At 68.3% G+C, this 17,370-nt stretch carries 15 protein-coding genes; 6 read left to right on the forward strand and 9 right to left on the reverse strand.

The window, feature by feature from the left end; genetic code table 11:
• Positions 1–24: 24 nt before the first annotated feature.
• A complete protein-coding gene (locus tag WFL22_RS04810; RefSeq protein WP_336991689.1) occupies positions 25–1,182 on the reverse strand; it encodes a tRNA (adenine-N1)-methyltransferase in 1,158 nt (385 codons plus the stop codon).
• Positions 1,179–1,886, reverse strand: a complete 708-nt coding sequence (locus WFL22_RS04815) for an HAD family hydrolase (protein WP_336991690.1) — start codon at positions 1,884–1,886, stop codon at positions 1,179–1,181. The genes WFL22_RS04810 and WFL22_RS04815 overlap by 4 nt, the downstream gene beginning before the upstream one ends.
• A gap of 159 nt (positions 1,887–2,045) precedes the next feature.
• Between WFL22_RS04815 and WFL22_RS04820 the strand changes: the two genes are divergently transcribed.
• Positions 2,046–3,014: a PAC2 family protein gene (locus tag WFL22_RS04820; RefSeq protein WP_336991691.1), complete on the forward strand. Its 969-nt coding sequence runs from the start codon at positions 2,046–2,048 to the stop codon at positions 3,012–3,014.
• A gap of 180 nt (positions 3,015–3,194) precedes the next feature.
• On the opposite strand, the gene mshC is transcribed toward WFL22_RS04820, so the two are convergent.
• The 3 genes from mshC to WFL22_RS04835 form a co-directional block, all read right to left on the reverse strand.
• Positions 3,195–4,463: a cysteine--1-D-myo-inosityl 2-amino-2-deoxy-alpha-D-glucopyranoside ligase gene (gene mshC / locus WFL22_RS04825; RefSeq protein ID WP_336650874.1), complete on the reverse strand. Its 1,269-nt coding sequence runs from the start codon at positions 4,461–4,463 to the stop codon at positions 3,195–3,197.
• Complete coding sequence (locus WFL22_RS04830; protein WP_336651625.1) at positions 4,460–5,341, reverse strand: undecaprenyl-diphosphate phosphatase; 882 nt, start codon at positions 5,339–5,341, stop codon at positions 4,460–4,462. Before WFL22_RS04830 ends, mshC begins: the two co-directional genes overlap by 4 nt.
• 190 nt (positions 5,342–5,531) lie before the next feature.
• The gene (locus WFL22_RS04835) at positions 5,532–6,845 is read right to left on the reverse strand and encodes a M20/M25/M40 family metallo-hydrolase (protein ID WP_336650873.1); all 1,314 of its coding nucleotides are present in this window, start codon (positions 6,843–6,845) and stop codon (positions 5,532–5,534) included.
• Positions 6,846–6,925: 80 nt separating this feature from the next.
• Between WFL22_RS04835 and WFL22_RS04840 the strand changes: the two genes are divergently transcribed.
• The gene (locus tag WFL22_RS04840) at positions 6,926–8,140 is read left to right on the forward strand and encodes a YibE/F family protein (protein ID WP_336991692.1); all 1,215 of its coding nucleotides are present in this window, start codon (positions 6,926–6,928) and stop codon (positions 8,138–8,140) included.
• Here the strand turns inward: WFL22_RS04840 and WFL22_RS04845 are convergent.
• Positions 8,137–8,997: a M15 family metallopeptidase gene (locus WFL22_RS04845; protein ID WP_336991693.1), complete on the reverse strand. Its 861-nt coding sequence runs from the start codon at positions 8,995–8,997 to the stop codon at positions 8,137–8,139. The two genes, WFL22_RS04840 and WFL22_RS04845, sit on opposite strands and share 4 nt — an antisense overlap.
• 37 nt (positions 8,998–9,034) lie before the next feature.
• Here WFL22_RS04845 and WFL22_RS04850 point away from each other — a divergent pair, with 37 nt between their 5' ends.
• Both WFL22_RS04850 and WFL22_RS04855 read left to right on the forward strand, forming a co-directional pair.
• Complete coding sequence (locus WFL22_RS04850) at positions 9,035–9,796, forward strand: SDR family NAD(P)-dependent oxidoreductase (RefSeq protein ID WP_336991695.1); 762 nt, start codon at positions 9,035–9,037, stop codon at positions 9,794–9,796.
• A gap of 168 nt (positions 9,797–9,964) precedes the next feature.
• Positions 9,965–10,513: a type 1 glutamine amidotransferase domain-containing protein gene (locus WFL22_RS04855; RefSeq protein WP_336650869.1), complete on the forward strand. Its 549-nt coding sequence runs from the start codon at positions 9,965–9,967 to the stop codon at positions 10,511–10,513.
• A gap of 74 nt (positions 10,514–10,587) precedes the next feature.
• Here WFL22_RS04855 and WFL22_RS04860 read toward each other — a convergent pair whose 3' ends face one another.
• On the reverse strand, positions 10,588–11,349 hold the full coding sequence (locus WFL22_RS04860; protein WP_336991696.1) for an SDR family oxidoreductase: 762 nt from the start codon (positions 11,347–11,349) through the stop codon (positions 10,588–10,590).
• Positions 11,350–11,553: 204 nt separating this feature from the next.
• Positions 11,554–13,125, reverse strand: a complete 1,572-nt coding sequence (locus WFL22_RS04865) for a protein adenylyltransferase SelO (protein WP_336991697.1) — start codon at positions 13,123–13,125, stop codon at positions 11,554–11,556.
• Between the two features lie 109 nt (positions 13,126–13,234).
• Here WFL22_RS04865 and WFL22_RS04870 point away from each other — a divergent pair, with 109 nt between their 5' ends.
• Positions 13,235–14,131 carry a TIGR01777 family oxidoreductase gene (locus tag WFL22_RS04870; RefSeq protein WP_336991699.1) on the forward strand — a complete coding sequence of 299 codons (897 nt, stop codon included), beginning with the start codon at positions 13,235–13,237 and terminating at the stop codon, positions 14,129–14,131.
• A 253-nt stretch (positions 14,132–14,384) separates the two neighbouring features.
• Positions 14,385–15,275, forward strand: coding sequence for a GNAT family N-acetyltransferase (locus WFL22_RS04875; protein WP_336991700.1), 891 nt, complete (start codon positions 14,385–14,387; stop codon positions 15,273–15,275).
• Here the strand turns inward: WFL22_RS04875 and WFL22_RS04880 are convergent.
• Positions 15,272–17,233, reverse strand: a complete 1,962-nt coding sequence (locus WFL22_RS04880) for a BCCT family transporter (RefSeq protein WP_336991701.1) — start codon at positions 17,231–17,233, stop codon at positions 15,272–15,274. The genes WFL22_RS04875 and WFL22_RS04880 overlap by 4 nt on opposite strands.
• Between the last annotated feature and the right edge of the window lie 137 nt (positions 17,234–17,370).

Raw genomic sequence — 17,370 nt, forward strand, 5'->3', positions numbered from 1 at the left:
TGAACCCGGCTATCCTATCGAACCTCAGCTGGCGGAATGCGCGTCGCTGGCATCCGCGTCAGCCTCGGCACCAGACACGGCCCCGGAGTCAGCCCCGCGCTCGCGCGCGAAACGCTGCGTCTCCCGCACCTTCTTGCGCAGCACCTTGTCGCTCTTGCCTCGCTCACCCACAGCCTGCGGCGTCCACGCACCAGCATCGCCCTGCTCCCCCATATCGGGCAGCCAGCTCGCGAGATCTTCCTCGGTGAACTCGCTCTTCGAAGCACGACGCTTCAGCTCAGGCAACTGCGTGCCAGGCGCCAGCCTGCGCGCAGTGATCAAGAAGCCGGTATGCGCCACCATGCGATGATCCGGACGCACCGCGAGACCCTCAACATGCCAACCGCGCACCATCGTCTCCGACGACTGCGGGTGCGTGAACAAGCCGATGCGGCGAATCTCCTCAGCCGTGCGCGAAAGCTGCGTCACCGTCGCGACATAGCAGATCAGCACCCCACCAGGGGCCAGCGCCTGCGCCGCAACATCCACGCACTCCCATGGCGCAAGCATGTCGAGCACCACGCGGTCAACCGACCCTGCCTCGCACGTCGAGGGCAACGTCTCTTGCAGATCACCGACGGTCACCGTCCAGTTCTCGGGAGCACGCCCCGCGAACGCCGCCACATTGCCGCGGGCGATATCCGCGAACTCCTCACGACGCTCGAACGAGAACAACTGCCCCTCGGTGCCGATCCCGCGCAACAGGTGCAACGACAGCGCACCCGATCCGACACCGGCCTCAACCACCCGAGCGCCGGGGAAGATATCGGCGAGCGACAAAATCTGCGCGGCATCCTTCGGGTAGACGATCGCCGCGCCACGCGGCATCGACATCACGAAATCCGACAGCAGCGGGCGCAGTGCGAGGTACTCTTCGCCGTTGCTGTTGGTCAGCACCGAGGCGTCGGGCAGGCCCACGATCTCTTCGTGGCGGATCATGCCGCGGTGACTGTGGAACTCACCGCCGGGCACCAGCGTGATCGTATTGAGGCGCCCCTTCGGGCCCGTCAGCTGAACCCTGTCGCCGTATCCCAGCGGGCCGCGCGTGGCGGGCGCATGCTCCGCCGAGGCCTGGCCGGCCGGCTCGTGCCCGGCGATACCCGCCTCCGAGACCTGGTCGTCCATGATCTGCTGCTCGCTCACCGCTGCGCTCCCGTCGTCTGATCGGCGTTCCGCAGACCGCGGAAACGCTCCGAAAGTCTATCCGCGTCGACGCCGACAAGTGTCGGCCACAGCTCATGCGCCGAGGCCTCATCAAGTTCAAGCAGATTCGGCACGCCGATAGCGATCGCACCCGACGCCTGCGCCGAGGCGAGACCCGTGGGCGAATCCTCGATCGCAAGGCAGCGACCAATCGGCACCCCGAGGAGCCCCGCGCCACGCAGATAGGGGTCGGGGTGCGGCTTCTCATGGGCGACCTCGTCACCCGCGACGATTCCCCGAAACACCCCCTCGGGCAGCAACTCCACCACCGCATCGGCGATCGAACGCACCGCCATCGTCACCAGAGCGCTCGGAATTCCCGCCCCCGCCAAAGACTCCAGCAGTTCCACGGCACCAGGCCGCCACTGCGGGCCTGCCTCACGCAGGCCCGCGATCACGCTGGCCTCCCACTCTGCAATGATCTCGTCAATGCCGAGCGGCACGCCCAACTCCTGGAAGATACGCGCCGCGCGGCGCAGACCCGACCCAATCAGACGGTCGCGGGTCTCGTCACTCAACTCGATGCCGTACCTGGCGAGCATCGACAGCTCGGCGTTGAGCCACAGCGGTTCAGAGTCGATCACAGTGCCGTCCATGTCCCAGAGGACGGCCGCGGGCGCTTCGTGCAGAGAAAGAACGCTCATCCGCCTCAGTGTAGCGGCGCGGCTGGAGCCGGCGCCCAAGATATGGGATCTGCCGTCGCTATGCCTGATCCGCCCCGAATCGGCATAGCGTCGGCAGATCCCATAGCAACGGCAGCTCCCGCGTCTGAGACAGGGAGCGGTATCGATATCCTGGAAGGTATGTCCGAGACCGCTTCCTCCCAGCCCCGCGTGCTCATCGTCGCTTTCCAAGGTTGGAGCGACGCCGGCGACGCCACCACCGAGGTGCTGCAGCACCTGGGCGGGCTGATCGACGCGGAAGTGCTGCACGTCATCGGCTCCGAGGGCTACGTCGATTTCCAGGTGCACCGCCCCAAGCTCGTGTTCGACGCCGACGGCAACAGGGTGCTCGAGTGGCCGGACACGCGCCTCTACGGCACCGTGCAGCGGCCCGGTGAAGCGGTAGCCACCCCTCGGCCCGACGAGGAGACGCTGCGGCGTATCGACGGCAGCCCCGTCACCGAACTGCTGCTGCTTGCCGGAGTGGAGCCAGCCCGCGACTGGCAGAACTTCGCCGACGAGATCGTCGAACTTGTCGATGTGTGGAGTGTCGACACTGTCGTGATCCTCGGTGCGATGTTCTCCGACGCCCCGCACTCGCGCCCCATCGCGGTCTCGGTCTCCACCGAAAGCCCCGAGCTGCGCGCCGAAACCGGGGCCGTGCGCAGCAGCTACGAAGGCCCCGTCGGCATTGCCACGGTGGTCGATCTCGCGCTCGCGCAGGCGGGCATTTCGGCGATCTCGCTCTGGGCACAGGTGCCCCACTACGTGCACAGCGCACCCTCGCCGAAGGCCACGCTCGCTCTGCTCGACAAGCTCGAAGAGCTGCTCGACGTGGTCATTCCGCGCGGCGAACTCCTGGTGCAGGCCAACGAGTGGGAGGCCAACATCAACCGGATTGCGGCGGCAGACGAAGACATGTCGCGCTACATTCGCGGCCTGGAAGAGTCGCGTGACGAAGCGATGGCGGCCGAAGCCACCGGTGACGCGCTCGCGCTTGAATTCGAGAAATTTCTCGAAGGCGGATCGCGCGGCGTCGAGCAGACCGAAGAACCCGGCCCGACCGACCCGAGTGACGACGACGCCGAACCCGGCCCCGAGCCGCGCTGACCCGCACCGCGATCAGCGACCCGCAATCTGCGAGCTGCGACCTGCGACCTGCAACCTGCGACTGAGTCGGCCTGTTCGTATCGACTCGGCCTACGATTTGCGTGAATCGTAGGCCGACTCGACACCAAGGGGCCGGGTCAACACGGGCAGCCGCAGACGACCCCGCCGAAGCAGCCTGCGCTACAGCTTCACGCCCAGCAGCGCGTCAACCGCGTCAGCGATGAGCGCCGGGTCGTCAACGCCGCGATCCAGCGCCGCATCGAGCGTCGCCAGCATCACCGGGGTGTCGAGATCGTTCGCGAGCGCAGCCCGCAACTGCTGCAGCACCGCGACCGCAGAGGCCGGATCGTCGCCGCGCCGCGCAAGCCCTTCCCGCCACGCCTCGAGCCGACGGTTCGCTGTCTCCAGGTCGGCGTCGTGCCACTCCCACTCGGAACGGTAGTGATGCACCAGCAAACCCAGACGAATGGCCGACGGGTCAGCCGGTACTCCCGCACAGGCGCCGTGCGTGCCATCAAGCAGCTTCGACACGAAGACGAGGTTGCCGCGCGACTTCGACATCTTGTGCCCCTGGTAGCCCACCAGGCCAGCGTGGCAGTAGGCGTGCGCAAGCGGCGTTCCCGAGCTGGCGGTCGCGTGCGCCGCGGTGAACTCGTGGTGCGGGAACACGAGATCGGATCCGCCTCCCTGCACTGTGAACGCACCACCGAGCGCGCGCGTCGCGATCACCGAACACTCGATGTGCCAGCCCGGCCGCCCCTCACCCACCGGGCTCGGCCAGCTCGGCTCTCCCGCGCGCGCCGCGCGCCACAGCAGCGGATCGAGCGGGTTGCGCTTGCCCGGCCGCTGCGGATCGCCGCCGCGCTCGGCACTCAACTGCAGCATCGTGCCGCGATCGTAGGGTGCCACATCACCAAGCCGCCATTGTGATTCGCGCTCGGCGGCATCGGTGTCGAAGTAGAGATCATCGCCGACGGCATCATCGGTGGGCACGGCGTAAGCGAGCCCCCGCTCCACCAGCTCGCGAACCCCAGCAGCGATCTCATCGATCTGCTCAGTCACCGCCACATAGTGCTCCGGCGGAATCATGCCCATGCGGTGCATGTCAGATCGGAACAGCCCGATCTGCTCATCTGCAAGGGCACGCCAGTCAACGCCGGTCGCTTCGGCACGCTCCAACAGCGGATCGTCGACATCGGTGATGTTCTGCGCATACACCGTTTCAAGCCCGGCATCGCGCCAAGCCCGCTGCATGATGTCGAAGGCGAGGTAGGTGAACGCGTGCCCGAGATGGGTGGCGTCGTAGGGCGTGATGCCGCACACGTAGAGCAGCGCCTTGTCGTCGGAGATCGCGGGATGTTCGAAGCGTCCGGTCGCAGTGTTGAACAGCTTTGGAGCGACGCCGGTTCCCGGCAGCGCGGGCAGCTCGGGGGGAGTCCAGGTTCTCATCGGATCACCCCGGCCGTCGCCGCGCCAGCGTGCTGCGCAACCGCCGCGCCGCCCTCGGCATCGAGCAGACCGGTGCCGAGCAGCACGAAGATCACCACGCCGAGCGCCACACGGTAGATCACAAACGGCATGAAGCTGCGCTTCGAAATGTAGCCCATGAAGAACTTGATCACGAAGATGGCAACGACGAACGCAATAACGGTGGCGAGCAGCGTCAGCGACATGGGGGCGCCGCCGCTCGGCTCGCGCACCTCCTTGAACAGCTTGTAGAAGCCCGATCCGAGCACCGCGGGAATCGCGAGCAGGAACGAGTACCGGGCCGCAGCCTCACGGGTGTATCCCATGAACAGGCCAGCGGTGATCGTGCCGCCCGAGCGAGACACGCCGGGGATCAGCGCAAGCGCCTGCGCACCGCCGTAGAGCAGGCCGTGCTTCCAAGTGAGCTCCTTCAGAGGGCGTTCCTTGCGCCCCACCCTGTCGGCAACACCCAGCAGCACACCGAACACGATCAGCATTGTCGCCGTGAACCACAGCGATCGCAGCGTGGTGTCGATCGCGTTCTCGAAGAGCAGACCCAGCACCACGATGGGAATCGAGCCGAGAATGATCCACCACCCCATCAGGGCGTCGGGATCGCGACGCGGTGCCTTGCCGACGAGCGAACGGAACCACTGGCCGAGAATGCGCACGATGTCACGCCAGAAGAAGACGATGACCGCCGCCTCGGTCCCGATCTGCGTGATCGCGGTGAACGCGGCACCGGCGTCGCCGATGCCAAGCAGCTCGCTCGCGATACGCAGATGCGCACTGGAGGAGATCGGAAGGAACTCGGTGAGACCCTGCAGGATACCCAGCAGAATCGCGTCGAAGAAGCCCATCATGTCCTTTCGGTGGCGGATGGCGGCGTGCGGCCGTTGCGGGCCGCGGTCAAGAATAGCTCAGGGCCGCCGCGAACTCTCGGAGCGGCGGATCGGGTGCGGCGCGGACCAGGAGGATCGGGGCGGATCGGCGTCGCACCGGCCTGATCCGCCGCCTCGGCACCGCGCAAGCACCGATCTGCCGCATTGCTCAGTAACTGCGCAGCAGGTCTACAAGCACTCGGTGCCCGAAATCGAGGGCGTCGAGCGGCACCCGCTCATCGACGCCGTGGAACATGCCCGGGAAGTCGAGGTCGGCCGGCAATCGCAGCGGGGCGAAGCCGTAGCCCGCGATGCCGAGGCGTGACAGGGCCTTGTTGTCGGTGCCGCCTGAGAGCAGATAGGGCAGCACGCGCGCTTCGGGATCGGCGCGGCGCAAGCACGCCGTCATCGCGTCGACGAGTTCACCGGCGAACGGCACCTCGAGGCCGATATCGGAGTGCACGGTCTCGATCTCGATGTCGGGGCCGACAATCTCTTGTACCAGGGCCAGCACCTCACCCTGCTCGGAGGGCAGCGAGCGCACGTCGACGAGCGCTTCGGCGGTGTCGGGGATGACATTGTGCTTGTAGCCCGCGGAGAGCACCGTCGGGTTGCTCGTGTTGCGCAGGCTCGCCTGGATGAAGCCGCCACTCTTACCGAGGCGCAGCACGAGCTCATCGGGCGCCACCTCGCGGGGGTCTTCGCCGAGGATCGCGGCAAGCTCGTCGATGAGCTCGCGTGTGGTGTCGCAGAGGGTGACTGGCCACTCGTGCCGCCCGAGCGCCGCGATGGCCTCGGCGAGCCGCGTCACGGCGTTGTCGTGCCACACCCGGGAACCGTGGGCGGCGGTGCCACGGGCGCGCAGGCGAATCCAGTCGAGGGCCTTCTCGCCCGTCTGCACCAGATAGGCGCGCGTGCCCGCCACATCAATGGAGTAGCCACCAACCTCGCTGATCGCCGCAGTAGCGCCGGCGAAGAGCTCGGGGTGGTGCTCGACGAGGTGGTGCGAGCCATAGACACCGCCGTTCTCCTCGTCAGCGAAGAAAGCCAGGATGATCTCGCGGCGGGGCCGCTCCCCCGCCCGCAGCAGCTCGGCGATCGCCGTGAGAATCATGGCGTCCATGTCTTTCATGTCGACAGCGCCCCGCCCCCACAGCATGCCGTCGGCGATCACCCCGGCGAAGGGGTCGACACTCCAACCGGCAGGATCAGCAGGCACCACGTCGAGATGACCGTGCAGCACCAGAGCCGGCAGGCCGGGCTCGTCTCCAGGCACGCGCGCCACCACGCTGGCGCGGCCCGGCAGCGACTCGAAGATTTGCGGCTCGAGGCCCAGATCTCGCAGGTATGCCGCCACGTACTCTGCTGCTGGCAGCTCGGGTTCGGCGTCGCCGCCACCGCGATTGGTGGTATCGATGCGGATGAGATCGCGCGCCACGCGCGCGGTCTCGGAGAGCTGGGGGTCGGTGATCTCGCTGCTCATGGCTCCAGCGTAGCCGCAGCCTCTGACACGGCGTCGAAGCATGACGCCGGAGAGCGCCCGCGGCACTACGATAATTGGTAATGAGAATCATTAATCCATTCAAGCTCGTTGCTGTCGTGATGCTCACCCTCGTAGCGGCCGCGACCGTCTGGGGCATCATCGCTCTCTGGCCCGACGCCGAACGCGTCACTCGGGCAGCAGACCGCGCGCCCCTCGTGGCGGAAGGCACCACGTTCGAAACCGGCGAACTGCTCGCGGTGACCGAAGGCTGCGCCGAAGCCCCCGGCAGCACGGCCGACGATTGCCTGACCTTCTCCATCGGCATTCGCAGCGGCGACGACGCCGGCCAGCTCGTCGACATCACCGCCCGGGGCGCCGTCGCCCGGGCCGGCCTGCAAGTCGGCGACCGTATCGAGCTCATGGCCTCCCCGCTCGTGCCCGCCGCCGAGACCCACTACCGGCTCGCGAATCAGTACAGCGTCTCAGGAGTCTTCCGCGGCCTGCCGCTCGCGATCCTCGCGCTCGTCTGCATCGCGGTTGTGATCGCGGTGGGCAGGATCAGGGGCCTGCTCGCCATCGTCGCACTCGGGATCAGCGCTTCCGTGATCCTCGCCTTCCTGCTGCCCGCGCTCGTGGCCGGCTCCCCCGGCCTGCCCGTCGGGGTCGTCGCGTCGAGCGCGATCATGTTCGTGATCCTGTACCTGGTGCACGGCTTCAACATGCGCACCACCTCGGCGCTCGTCGGCACACTGTGCGGCATCGCGATCATGGCCGGCATCTCGCTGATCGCCACGCAGGCGACGCGCCTCAGTGGCATCGGCGATGAGGCCTCGGGCACCCTTGCAGGCGTGGCCGAGCACATCGACTTCCGCGGGCTGCTCAGCTGCTCCGTCATCATTGCCGGACTCGGGATCCTCAACGACGTCACCATCACCCAGGCCTCGTCGGTGTGGGAGCTGCGCGCGGCCGCCCCCGCGATGCCGCGGCGCGAGCTGTACGCGAGCGCGATGCGGATCGGCCGCGACCACATCGCTTCGACCGTGTACACGGTGTTTTTCGCGTACGTCGGGGCGGCACTCGGCGTGCTGATCCTGCTGCACCTCACCGACCGGCCGCTGCTCTCGCTGCTCACGCACGAGGACATCGCGATCGAGGTGGTGCGCACCCTGTGCGGCAGCATCGGCCTTGTGCTCGCCGTACCCATCACCACCTGGGCGGCGGTCTGCTTTGTACCCGCTCCCTCGGTCGGTGCCGCAGACGCGGCATCGCCCGCCGAGACGCCGACCGCCTCCTAGCGCACCGGCGCGTCAACAGCTCGGGCGTCGTCGCCGAGCGGGTATGAGAAGTGCCACCACTCCAGTTCGTAGGGCTCGAAACCGCCGGCGATCATCGCCTCGCGCAGCCGCGCCCGGTTGGCTGCATGCTCGGGCGCGAGACCCTCGGCATCGTAGTGCGACCGCTCGCCGAAGAAATCGAACGGGCCACCCATGTCGAGCGGCTCGCCGCCGGCCAAGTCGACGAGTGTGAGGTCGACGGTGCCTCCGAGCGAGTGCTTGGAGCGCTCGGCGATGTAGCCGAGTTCGAAGAGCTGCGGCTTCTCGAAGTCGGGGTAGTACTCCGCGCGGGTCGAATCATCGTCGGTGCGGGCCCAGTCCATGAAGAAGCGCACCGCCCGCGTGGGCCGGTAGGCATCGTAGACGCGGAGGCCGAGGCCCTCCGCCTCGAGCTCCCGCTGCACTCCGGCAAGCGCGGCCGCCGCATCGCGCTGCAGGATCACCCTGTCGTCGGCCTCGTAGCCGTCGACTACATGCCCCGTGAAGTTGCGGGTGCCCGCGTAGCGCAGCTCGACCTCGATGCCGGGTTCGAGCTCACGGGCGTCGACAAAGTCGTCGGGCATGGTGCGCGGTTCCGCGGCGTCCGCGCGCTCGTCGATCCGCTCCTCGGCCGGGGCCGGAGGCACACGCTGTGCCGAACCGACCGCAACCGCCCCTATGGCACCGGCCGCAGCACCGAGCAGCAGCACAATCCCAGTCGACAGCGCCGCGATCCTCGCACGACGCGACACAAGCCTGCGCGCCAGCAGCAGCGATCCGAGCGCCAGCGCGCCGAGCAGCACGAATCCGACAACTGCGATGATCTGAGGCGCTGGCACATCATCAGCCTAGGTGCCGGATGAGAGACTGGGCGACATGGCATATCTCGCGCTCGTCACCGGAGCCTCCGCCGGGCTCGGCGCTGAACTCGCTCGGCAGCTCGCGCAGCGCCACGTGAACCTGGTGCTCGTCGCCCGCGACGAGGCACGACTCGAAACCCTCGCCCGCCAGTTGCGCAGCGAGCACGGCGTCACCGTCGAAGTGCTCGCTGCCGACCTCACCGAGCCTGACGGCCTCGAACGCGCGGCGCAGCGCGTCGCCGACCCCAGCTCGCCCGTCGACATTCTCATCAACAACGCCGGTTTCGGCGTATATGAGGGCTTCGAGTCGAGCCGTATCGCCGACGAACGGCAACTGCACGAGCTGCTGTCGTGGGTGCCGCTGCGGCTCGCGCACGCCGCGATCCCGGGCATGCTCGCGCGCCGCCGCGGCTGGATCATGAACGTCGCGAGCGTCGCCGCATTCACCCCGAGCGGCAGCTACGGCGCGGCGAAGGCCGCGGTCGTCTCACTGTCGCGGTCGCTGAACGCCCGGTACCGGCGCAGCGGGGTGCGGATCACGGCCCTCTGCCCCGGCCTGCTCGACACAGAGTTCCACGAGCGCATGGGGGCGGATCATCTCCCCTGGCTCCCCCGCATCGCCTGGGCCGAGACCTGCCGAGTCGCCCGCGAGGGACTTCGCGGGCTGTACCGGGGCCGTGCCGTGGTCGTCTCGGACTGGCGCTACCGACTCACCAAGCCCCTCATCTCCGTGATCCCCGACCGTCTTTTGGAACGCGCCACCACCACGAGCGAGTGATCGGCGCGTCGGGCGAAATGCGCCCCAACGGCCGGCGATCCGCCCCCGGCGAGAGCACCGCGCGCAAGATAGCGATTTGCGCGAGCCAGCGCAACGGGGTGTCCGCCCAGGCGCCGAGACGGTTGACTGGAACTGATCCGATGCACGCAACGAGATTAGGAGAACTCCATGACGCACCTGACCGGAAAGCGCGTAGCGATCCTCGCCACGAACGGCTTCGAAGATTCAGAGCTGACCGAGCCACTGTCCGCTGTGCGAGAGCACGGTGCCGAGGTTGACATCGTTTCGACGAACACCGGCACGATCCGCGGCAAGAATGGGCATGAGGCCCCGGTGAGTCGTTCCTCCGCCGAGGCCAGCGCCGCCGACTACGACGCACTCGTGCTGCCGGGCGGAGTGGTGAACGGCGACCGCATCCGGCTCGACGAGCACGCCGTGGCTTTCACCCGCGACTTCTTCGAGCAGCACAAGCCGGTCGCCGCAATCTGCCACGGCGGCTGGATCCTCGCCGACGCAGACGTGCTGCACGGTCGCACCGTCACCTCGTACCCGAGCCTGCGAACCGATCTGCGCAACGCCGGCGCAACCTGGGTGGATGAAGAGGTGGTGGTCGATCAGGGCCTCGTCACGAGCCGCACCCCTGACGACCTGCCAGCATTCAACGCGAAACTCGTGGAGGAGATCGCCGAGGGCAAGCACCGCGGGCAAACTGCCTAGCGGGCCTGCTCTGCAGGGCGTCCAGCCTTCCCCTCGGGGCGGGCCGGACGCCCTGCTGCGTCCCCGTCACCACTTCAGCCGCGCGGACCGCCCGCCACATAGAGCACCTGACCCGACACGAAGCCGCTCGCCTCGTCAGCGAAAAAGGCGACCGCGTGCGCGATGTCCTCGGGAGTGCCCACGCGCCGCACCGGCACCGCCGCGGTCTCGCGCGCGACGAGCTCGTCGAAGCCAATGCCAAGCCGCTCGGCGACAGAGCGGGTCATGTCGGTGACCGTGAACCCCGGCGCGACCGCGTTGGCGGTGATCTCGAAGCGGCCGAGTTCGAGCGCGAGCGTCTTCGTGAAGCCCTGGATGCCGGCTTTGGCCGCTGAGTAGTTCGCTTGCCCCGAGTTGCCGAGCGCCGAGGTGCTGGAGATGTTCACGATCCGCCCCCAACCGTGATCCACCATGTGTTGCTGCGCTTCGCGGCTCATCAGGAACGCGCCGCGCAGGTGCACGCTCATGATCGTGTCCCAGTTCTCGACGGGCATCTTGAATAGCAGATCGTCGCGCAGCACGCCCGCGTTGTTGACGAGGATGAGCGGCGGCCCGAGGCGCTCCGCGACCTGGGCCACCCCGTCCCGCACGCTCTGCTCATCGCTCACATCAACGGCGAACGCTGCGGCTTCGCCACCCGATGCGCGGATGAGCTGCGCGGTCTCCGTCGCACCGTCGAGATCGAGGTCGAAGAGCGCGAGCCGCGCGCCGCGCCGCGCGAGTTCGAGGGCGATCGCGCGCCCGAGCCCGCGGGCTCCTCCGGTGACGATCGCCGTCCGAGGCCGAGGTGTGTCCATGATCCGCTCCCTTGCGCGCCTGCTTCCTCCCGCCCAGGCTACCCCTCCGGCCCGAATGGTGCCGCCCGCCCACGTAGTGCTCCACCCGGCTCGCTGCACCGCCGCGACTCGTCGCCCCCCCGTTCTCGCCCCTACTGCTCCTACCAGCCCCTACTCCTTTCACCCCCGGGCGACGCGGGGGCGGCCGGGAGGGCAGGCTGCGCTTTAGGTGCCGCAGTAGGTGATGTGGGGGCGGCCGGGCGGGCCGGGGAGCGCGTAGGCTTCGAGGCCAGGTCGCGGGGCGAAGGGCCGCGTCACGGCGGCGAGCGCGGCTTCGAAGGGGGCGAGGTCGCCGTCGGATGCGGCGGCGAGCGCCTCATCGACGAGGTGATTGCGGGCAATGTACAGGGGGTTCACGGCGTCCATAGCGTCGGGATCGGGGCTGAGCGCAAGCCAGGCTTCCAGCCATCCCCCGGCACCGCCGGCCCCACCGAGCAGTTCTTTGTAACGAATCGCGGCCCCAGCACCCCGATCGCCAGCACCACCGGCATCTCCAGAGCCCCCGGCCGCCGCACGTGCGGTCTCGGCAAGCGCACGGAATGCGCGTGTGTAGTCGATCCGCCCCTCTGCGAGTTCTCGCAGCAGTTCTGCGGCGAGTGCGATCACAGTGTGGTCTTCGACGGGGTGTGCGGCGAGGCCGAGCTTGGCTCGTATGCCGGCGGTCCAGGCTGTGTCGTAGGCGGGACCGAAGTTGTGGAGTGCGGCGACGGCCAGGCCCTCCGCGGTTTCGGGGTCTCCATCTGTTTCTTCGGCGATGAGTGGCAGCAGGGTTTCTGCGAAGCGGGTGAGGTTCCAGCCGGCGATGGCGGCTTGGGCTCCGTAGGCGTAGCGGCCGTGGGTGTCGATCGAGCTGAACACCGCTGCGGGGTCGTAGGCGTCGAGAAAGGCGCAGGGCCCGTAGTCGATGGTCTCTCCCGAGATTGCGGTGTTGTCGGTGTTCATGACGCCGTGCACGAAGCCGACGAGCATCCATGAGGCGACGAGGCGCGCCTGCGCTTCAATTACGGCGGTGAGCAACCCCAGGTATGGGCTGTCGCCTTCCGTGAGTGCGGGGTAGTGTCGGTCGATTGCGAGGTCGGCGAGGCGGCGCAGCACTGCGGTGTCACCGAGGGCGCGCGCGTACTGGAAGGTGCCGACGCGCAGGTGGCTGGCAGCCACCCTGGTGAGCACGGCGCCGGGCAGGGCGTCGAGGTCGCGTATGACGCGCTGGCCGGTGGCGACGACCGCGAGCGCGCGGGTGGTGGGGATGCCGAGTGCGTGCATCGCCTCCCCCATGAGGTGTTCGCGCAGCATGGGGCCGAGGGCGGCGAGGCCGTCGCCGCTTCTGGCGAAGGGGGTGCGGCCCGACCCTTTGAGGTGCACTTCGCGTGGCCTGCCGTGGGTGTCGGTGAGGTCGCCGAGGAGGAGGGCGCGGCCGTCGCCGAGACGTGGGGTATAGGCGCCGAATTGGTGCCCGGCGTAGGCCTGGGCGGTGTGGCGGCTGCCTTCGGGGTGATCGACGCCGATGAGCCAGCGCGTGCCCTGTTCGCTGCGCAACCATTGGGGGTCGAGGCCGAGTTCTCGCGCGAGTGGCTCGTTGAGGGTGCGGATCGCGGGGTGTTCTAGGCGCATCGCCTGCCAGGGCAGCGCGAGTTCGGGGAGCTGCGCGGCGAAGGCTGAGCCGAGGGCAGGGGTGTTGCGCGCGTTCCTTGTGCGGGGGTCGCCGGGGGCCGCCGCGGTCTGATGTGGCGTGCGCATGTCCCGAGGGTACGCCTGCTTCCTCTCCTCGCGCTCAGTGAGGGGCTGCGCAGGGCTGCGAGCGTGCAGGGCACGGGGCTAGGATCGGGTCAGGCGAAGGGGGCGCAGCATGGGTGGACATGTGGTGATCTCGGGCGGATCCGGGTTGATTGGTGGGGCGCTGAGCTGGCTGCTGCAGGCTGAGGGGTGGCGGATCACGCACCTGGTGCGGCGGCAGGCCCGGGGGCCGCATGAGGTCGAGTGGCTCAGGGATGGGCGTCCGCTCGACCCGGCGGTGCTCGACGGCGCTGACGCTGTGGTGTGCCTCAATGGCGCGAGTATTGGCAAGCTGCCGTGGACGGCGGGGTATCGCCGCACGCTGCGAGAGTCGCGGCTGCTCCCCACTCGCACGATCGCGACCGCACTGCGCGAGCTCGGTGGGCGGGCTCCGGCGTTCCTGAGCGCGTCGGCGGTGGGCTACTACGGTGATCGCCCTGGTGAGACGCTTGACGAGTCGAGCCCGCAGGGCAGTACCTTTCTTGCAGATTTGAGCGGGGCGTGGGAGCGGGAGGCCCGTGCTGCTGGGCGTGAGACGCGGGTGGTGCTGCTGCGCACGGCTCCGCTGCTGCACACCGAGGGGGTGCTGAAGCCGCTGCTCCCACTCACGAAGCTGGGTGTGAGTGGGCCGCTCGGTGCCGGCACGCAGCTGTGGCCGTGGATCTCGCTCGACGACGAGGTGCGGGCGATCCGCCACCTCATCACCGCAGACGTCGAAGGGCCTGTGAATCTGTGCGGGCCGCAGCCCGCCAGCGCGAACGATATCGGGCGGGAGCTGGCCCGGCAGCTGCACCGCCCATTCCTGGTGCCGGCACCGGCGTGGGCGTTGCGGTTGGGGCTCGGGCGCGATGCGGCAGACTCCCTGCTGCTCGCGGATGCGAGGGTGGTGCCTGCGGTGCTGGAACGGTCGGGCTTCGCTTTCGATCACCCCACAGTGGAGCTGGCGGTTTCGGCGGCGCTCGCGGGCTAGGGTGCGTTTCGTACATCGTTGCCGTTGCGAGCAGCGCCAGGGCGGGGTGCCAAGCAAGGCGGAGGAAGACGGTTTGCTGGGTGTAAATCTGACGATGACGCTACCCAGGCAGGGGGCTCGGCGACTGCACGGAAATCGCCTCCGGCACCGCGGCACGTCCGCCGCGCGACGGTGACGGGCTACTGGAGAACGAGCAGTTGCCGCGTCTGCGCCCCGTAGACTGCGGGCAGGAACCTATCCCGCGGAGGTGCTCATGCCCGGATCGATCAGGATCGAACGCGTCGGCGTCGCAGCGCTGCCGCGCCTCGCACCGCTCTGGGAGGCGCTCTTCGACCATCACGTCGCGATCGGGGCCGCCGGGCTGGCGGTCATCGACCGCGAGGAGAGCTGGGCGCTGCGCGAGCGTCACTATCGGCGGCTCAGCGCGGAGCACCCGTGGGTCTCGATCCACCTCGGCGTGCAGGAGGGGTGCCCCGTGGGCTACGCACTCAGCTACGCCGACGAGATCGACGGCCTGCCGGCGGTGGTGCTCGAGACGCTCAGCGTGCTGCCCGAGGCGCGCGGTGCTGGCGTCGGCACCCGGCTCATGCGCGCGGTCGATGCGGAGGCCGATGCGGCCGGGATCGGGACCGCCGTGGTCGAAGTGATGGGCGGCAACCCGCGCCCCCGCAAGCTGTACCTCGCCGAGGGCTACCGCCCGCACTCCGAGAGCTGGCTGCGGTCGCGACGCCCCGGCGGTGGGGAGACCGTTGGAGGCGCGGCAGGATCGCGCGCCGTCGTCGGCGCATCAGTCGGCACCGCCGGCACCGCCGGCACGTCGGCAGGAGCCGACGCCGAGCTCCGCGCGCTCGCCGCAGAGCTTGGCTTCCCCCTGGAGTTCTCGCCCGGCCCGGACGACACCTGGGTCTCCTCCGACCGCATCGCGGAGCTCGTCCCCGCCGCTGCGGGCACCGTCACGGATCCCCTCCGCATCGGCGCGCTGCTCGACGGACTCGCCGACGCCGGTGCCTGGACCGCGCGCGTCGAGATCCCGGCCGCCCCGGCGCACGAGGCCCTGCGTTCGGCGCTCGTCGCGCTCGGCTTCCGGCTCAGCACCGAGCGCCTTGTGCGCCGGCAACCTATGCACCGGCGCCGACCTGTCTAGCGTTTCTCGCCGGGGCGGCGCCCGAAGGCTCCCCTGGTGCGCGAGATGCGGTAGTCGATCCGGTCGTCCACCCACGACTCGAGCTCTGGGATATCCGTGATGGTGCCGGCCAGCTCGTTCGAGATGTGCTCGGTCACCCGATCGAGGCGCGCGATGCGTTCGGCGCGTTCGAGCACGCGGTCGTCGATACGCAACGCACGCAGCGTCGACCAGCTCATCAGCAGCAGCACCACGCTGAACGGCAGCGCTGTGGCGAGCGCGGCCGCCTGCAACGACTGCAATCCACCGGCGAGCAGCAGTGCGATCGCGACCAGGCCTTCGAGCACCGCCCACAGCACTCGCGACCAGGTGGGAGGGTTGGGGTGGCCGCCAGAGGCGAGCATGTCGACCACCAGTGATCCCGAATCCGATGAGGTGATGAAGAAGATCGCCACGAGCAGGATTCCGAGCACCGAGAAGACCGTGCCGAAGGGCAAATCCCCGAGCACCTTGAACAGGGCGCTCTCGACGTGCACCTCGCCGTTCACGACGAGGTCGCCCGCACCGAAGATCTGCCTGTAGAGACCGGCCCCACCCATCACCGAGAACCACACGATACCGACGAGCGTGGGCACGAGCAGCACTCCCGCGATGAACTCGCGCACGGTGCGGCCGCGCGAAATGCGGGCGATGAAGATGCCCACGAACGGCGACCAGGAGATCCACCACCCCCAGTAGAAGATGGTCCAGCCCGAGAACCAGCTCGTGGCTTCGGGAGAGCGCTGATAGGCGCCGATGTCGAAGGTCATCTGCAGGGCGTTCGCGAGGTAGAAGCCAATCGACTCGGTGAGGTTCTGCAACAGGAACAGGGTCGGCCCGAGCAGCAGCACACTGATGAGCAGCAATCCCGCAACCGACAGGTTGATGTTCGAAAGCCACTTCATCCCCGCACCGATACCGCTGATCACCGAGAACATGGCGATGAGCGTGATCACGAGGATCAGCACCACGAGCAGGGTGTTATCCACCCTGTCGACCACTCCGATCTCGGCCATGCCCGCGGAGATCTGCTGCACGCCGAGTCCCAGTGAGGTCGCCACGCCGAAGACGGTGCCGAAGATCGCGAGCACATCGATCAGATCGCCCACCCAACCTTTGACGCGCTCACCGAAGAGAGGTTCAAGCGCCCAGCGAATGGACACGGGCCGGCCGCGGCGGTGAATGGCGTAGGCGATCGAGAGGCCGATGATCGCGTAGATCGCCCACGGGTGCAGCCCCCAGTGCACGAAGGTCTGCGCCATGGCAAGGCCGGCGAGTTCGGCCTGGTCGCCTTCCCAGCCGGGCTTCGGCTGCACCGTCGCATAGGTGAGGGGTTCGCCAACCCCGTAGAACACGAGACCGATGCCCATGCCCGCTGCGAAAAGCATCGCGAACCAGGAGAGCGCCCCGAACTCGGGGGTGTCGTCATCGCGGCCGAGGCGGATCCGCCCGAGCCGCGAACACGCAATGCCGACCGCGACCACGATGAACACCGCCACGATGATCATGTAGTACCAGCCGAGGTTCTCAACGATCCAGCTCTGCACCGCGGTGAAGACGTTATCTGCGAGCGCGGGAGCGACAATCGCGAACAGCGAGACGAGGAGGATCACGATGAGCGCGGGCCAGAACACTCGGGGCGAGATCATGCCTTTCCCGATACGCACCCCGTGACGCCGAAGCTTCTCGGTGATGCGGGCATCGGAATCGTCTTCGGCGATCTGCACCGACTGCGGCAGATGCACGGTGACCGGCAGTTCGGGATCGGAGGGGATCGCGGCAGCAACCCGGTTCAGCTGCGCGGCGAGTTCAGCCTCTGATGCGATTCCCGCAGTGGCGGCGTGATCCGGCACGGCCGCATCGTCGCCGTGGGCAGCCCGATGCGATGGGTCGTGCCTGTCCTGCCCCGCCCCATCATCCTGCTGATCCTGTGAACTCATAGCCACTCCGCCCCTATCAGCTGAACCATTCCAGCTCTTATACCTTTGCGGCCCAGACAAGGCATTGCAAGCCGAACCCGCTCGCGGATCGCGATCCGCTGCGGCCTGCGAGGGCCCGTTGCATCACTGCACCAAGC

The organism is Leucobacter sp. VD1 (assembly GCF_037150695.1).
Taxonomy (GTDB): Bacteria; Actinomycetota; Actinomycetes; order Actinomycetales; family Microbacteriaceae; genus Leucobacter.

Coding starts and splice junctions, on each gene's coding strand:
- WFL22_RS04880 (WP_336991701.1), bottom strand. CDS start 17,233: ATGAGTTCACAGGATCAGCAGGATGATGGGGCGGGGCAGGACAGGCAC.
- WFL22_RS04830 (WP_336651625.1), bottom strand. CDS start 5,341: ATGGGCTTCTTCGACGCGATTCTGCTGGGTATCCTGCAGGGTCTCACC.
- WFL22_RS04820 (WP_336991691.1), top strand. CDS start 2,046: ATGTCCGAGACCGCTTCCTCCCAGCCCCGCGTGCTCATCGTCGCTTTC.
- WFL22_RS04865 (WP_336991697.1), bottom strand. CDS start 13,125: ATGCGCACGCCACATCAGACCGCGGCGGCCCCCGGCGACCCCCGCACA.
- WFL22_RS04815 (WP_336991690.1), bottom strand. CDS start 1,886: ATGAGCGTTCTTTCTCTGCACGAAGCGCCCGCGGCCGTCCTCTGGGAC.
- WFL22_RS04840 (WP_336991692.1), top strand. CDS start 6,926: ATGAGAATCATTAATCCATTCAAGCTCGTTGCTGTCGTGATGCTCACC.
- WFL22_RS04860 (WP_336991696.1), bottom strand. CDS start 11,349: ATGGACACACCTCGGCCTCGGACGGCGATCGTCACCGGAGGAGCCCGC.
- mshC (WP_336650874.1), bottom strand. CDS start 4,463: ATGAGAACCTGGACTCCCCCCGAGCTGCCCGCGCTGCCGGGAACCGGC.
- WFL22_RS04855 (WP_336650869.1), top strand. CDS start 9,965: ATGACGCACCTGACCGGAAAGCGCGTAGCGATCCTCGCCACGAACGGC.
- WFL22_RS04835 (WP_336650873.1), bottom strand. CDS start 6,845: ATGAGCAGCGAGATCACCGACCCCCAGCTCTCCGAGACCGCGCGCGTG.
- WFL22_RS04850 (WP_336991695.1), top strand. CDS start 9,035: ATGGCATATCTCGCGCTCGTCACCGGAGCCTCCGCCGGGCTCGGCGCT.
- WFL22_RS04870 (WP_336991699.1), top strand. CDS start 13,235: ATGGGTGGACATGTGGTGATCTCGGGCGGATCCGGGTTGATTGGTGGG.
- WFL22_RS04875 (WP_336991700.1), top strand. CDS start 14,385: ATGCCCGGATCGATCAGGATCGAACGCGTCGGCGTCGCAGCGCTGCCG.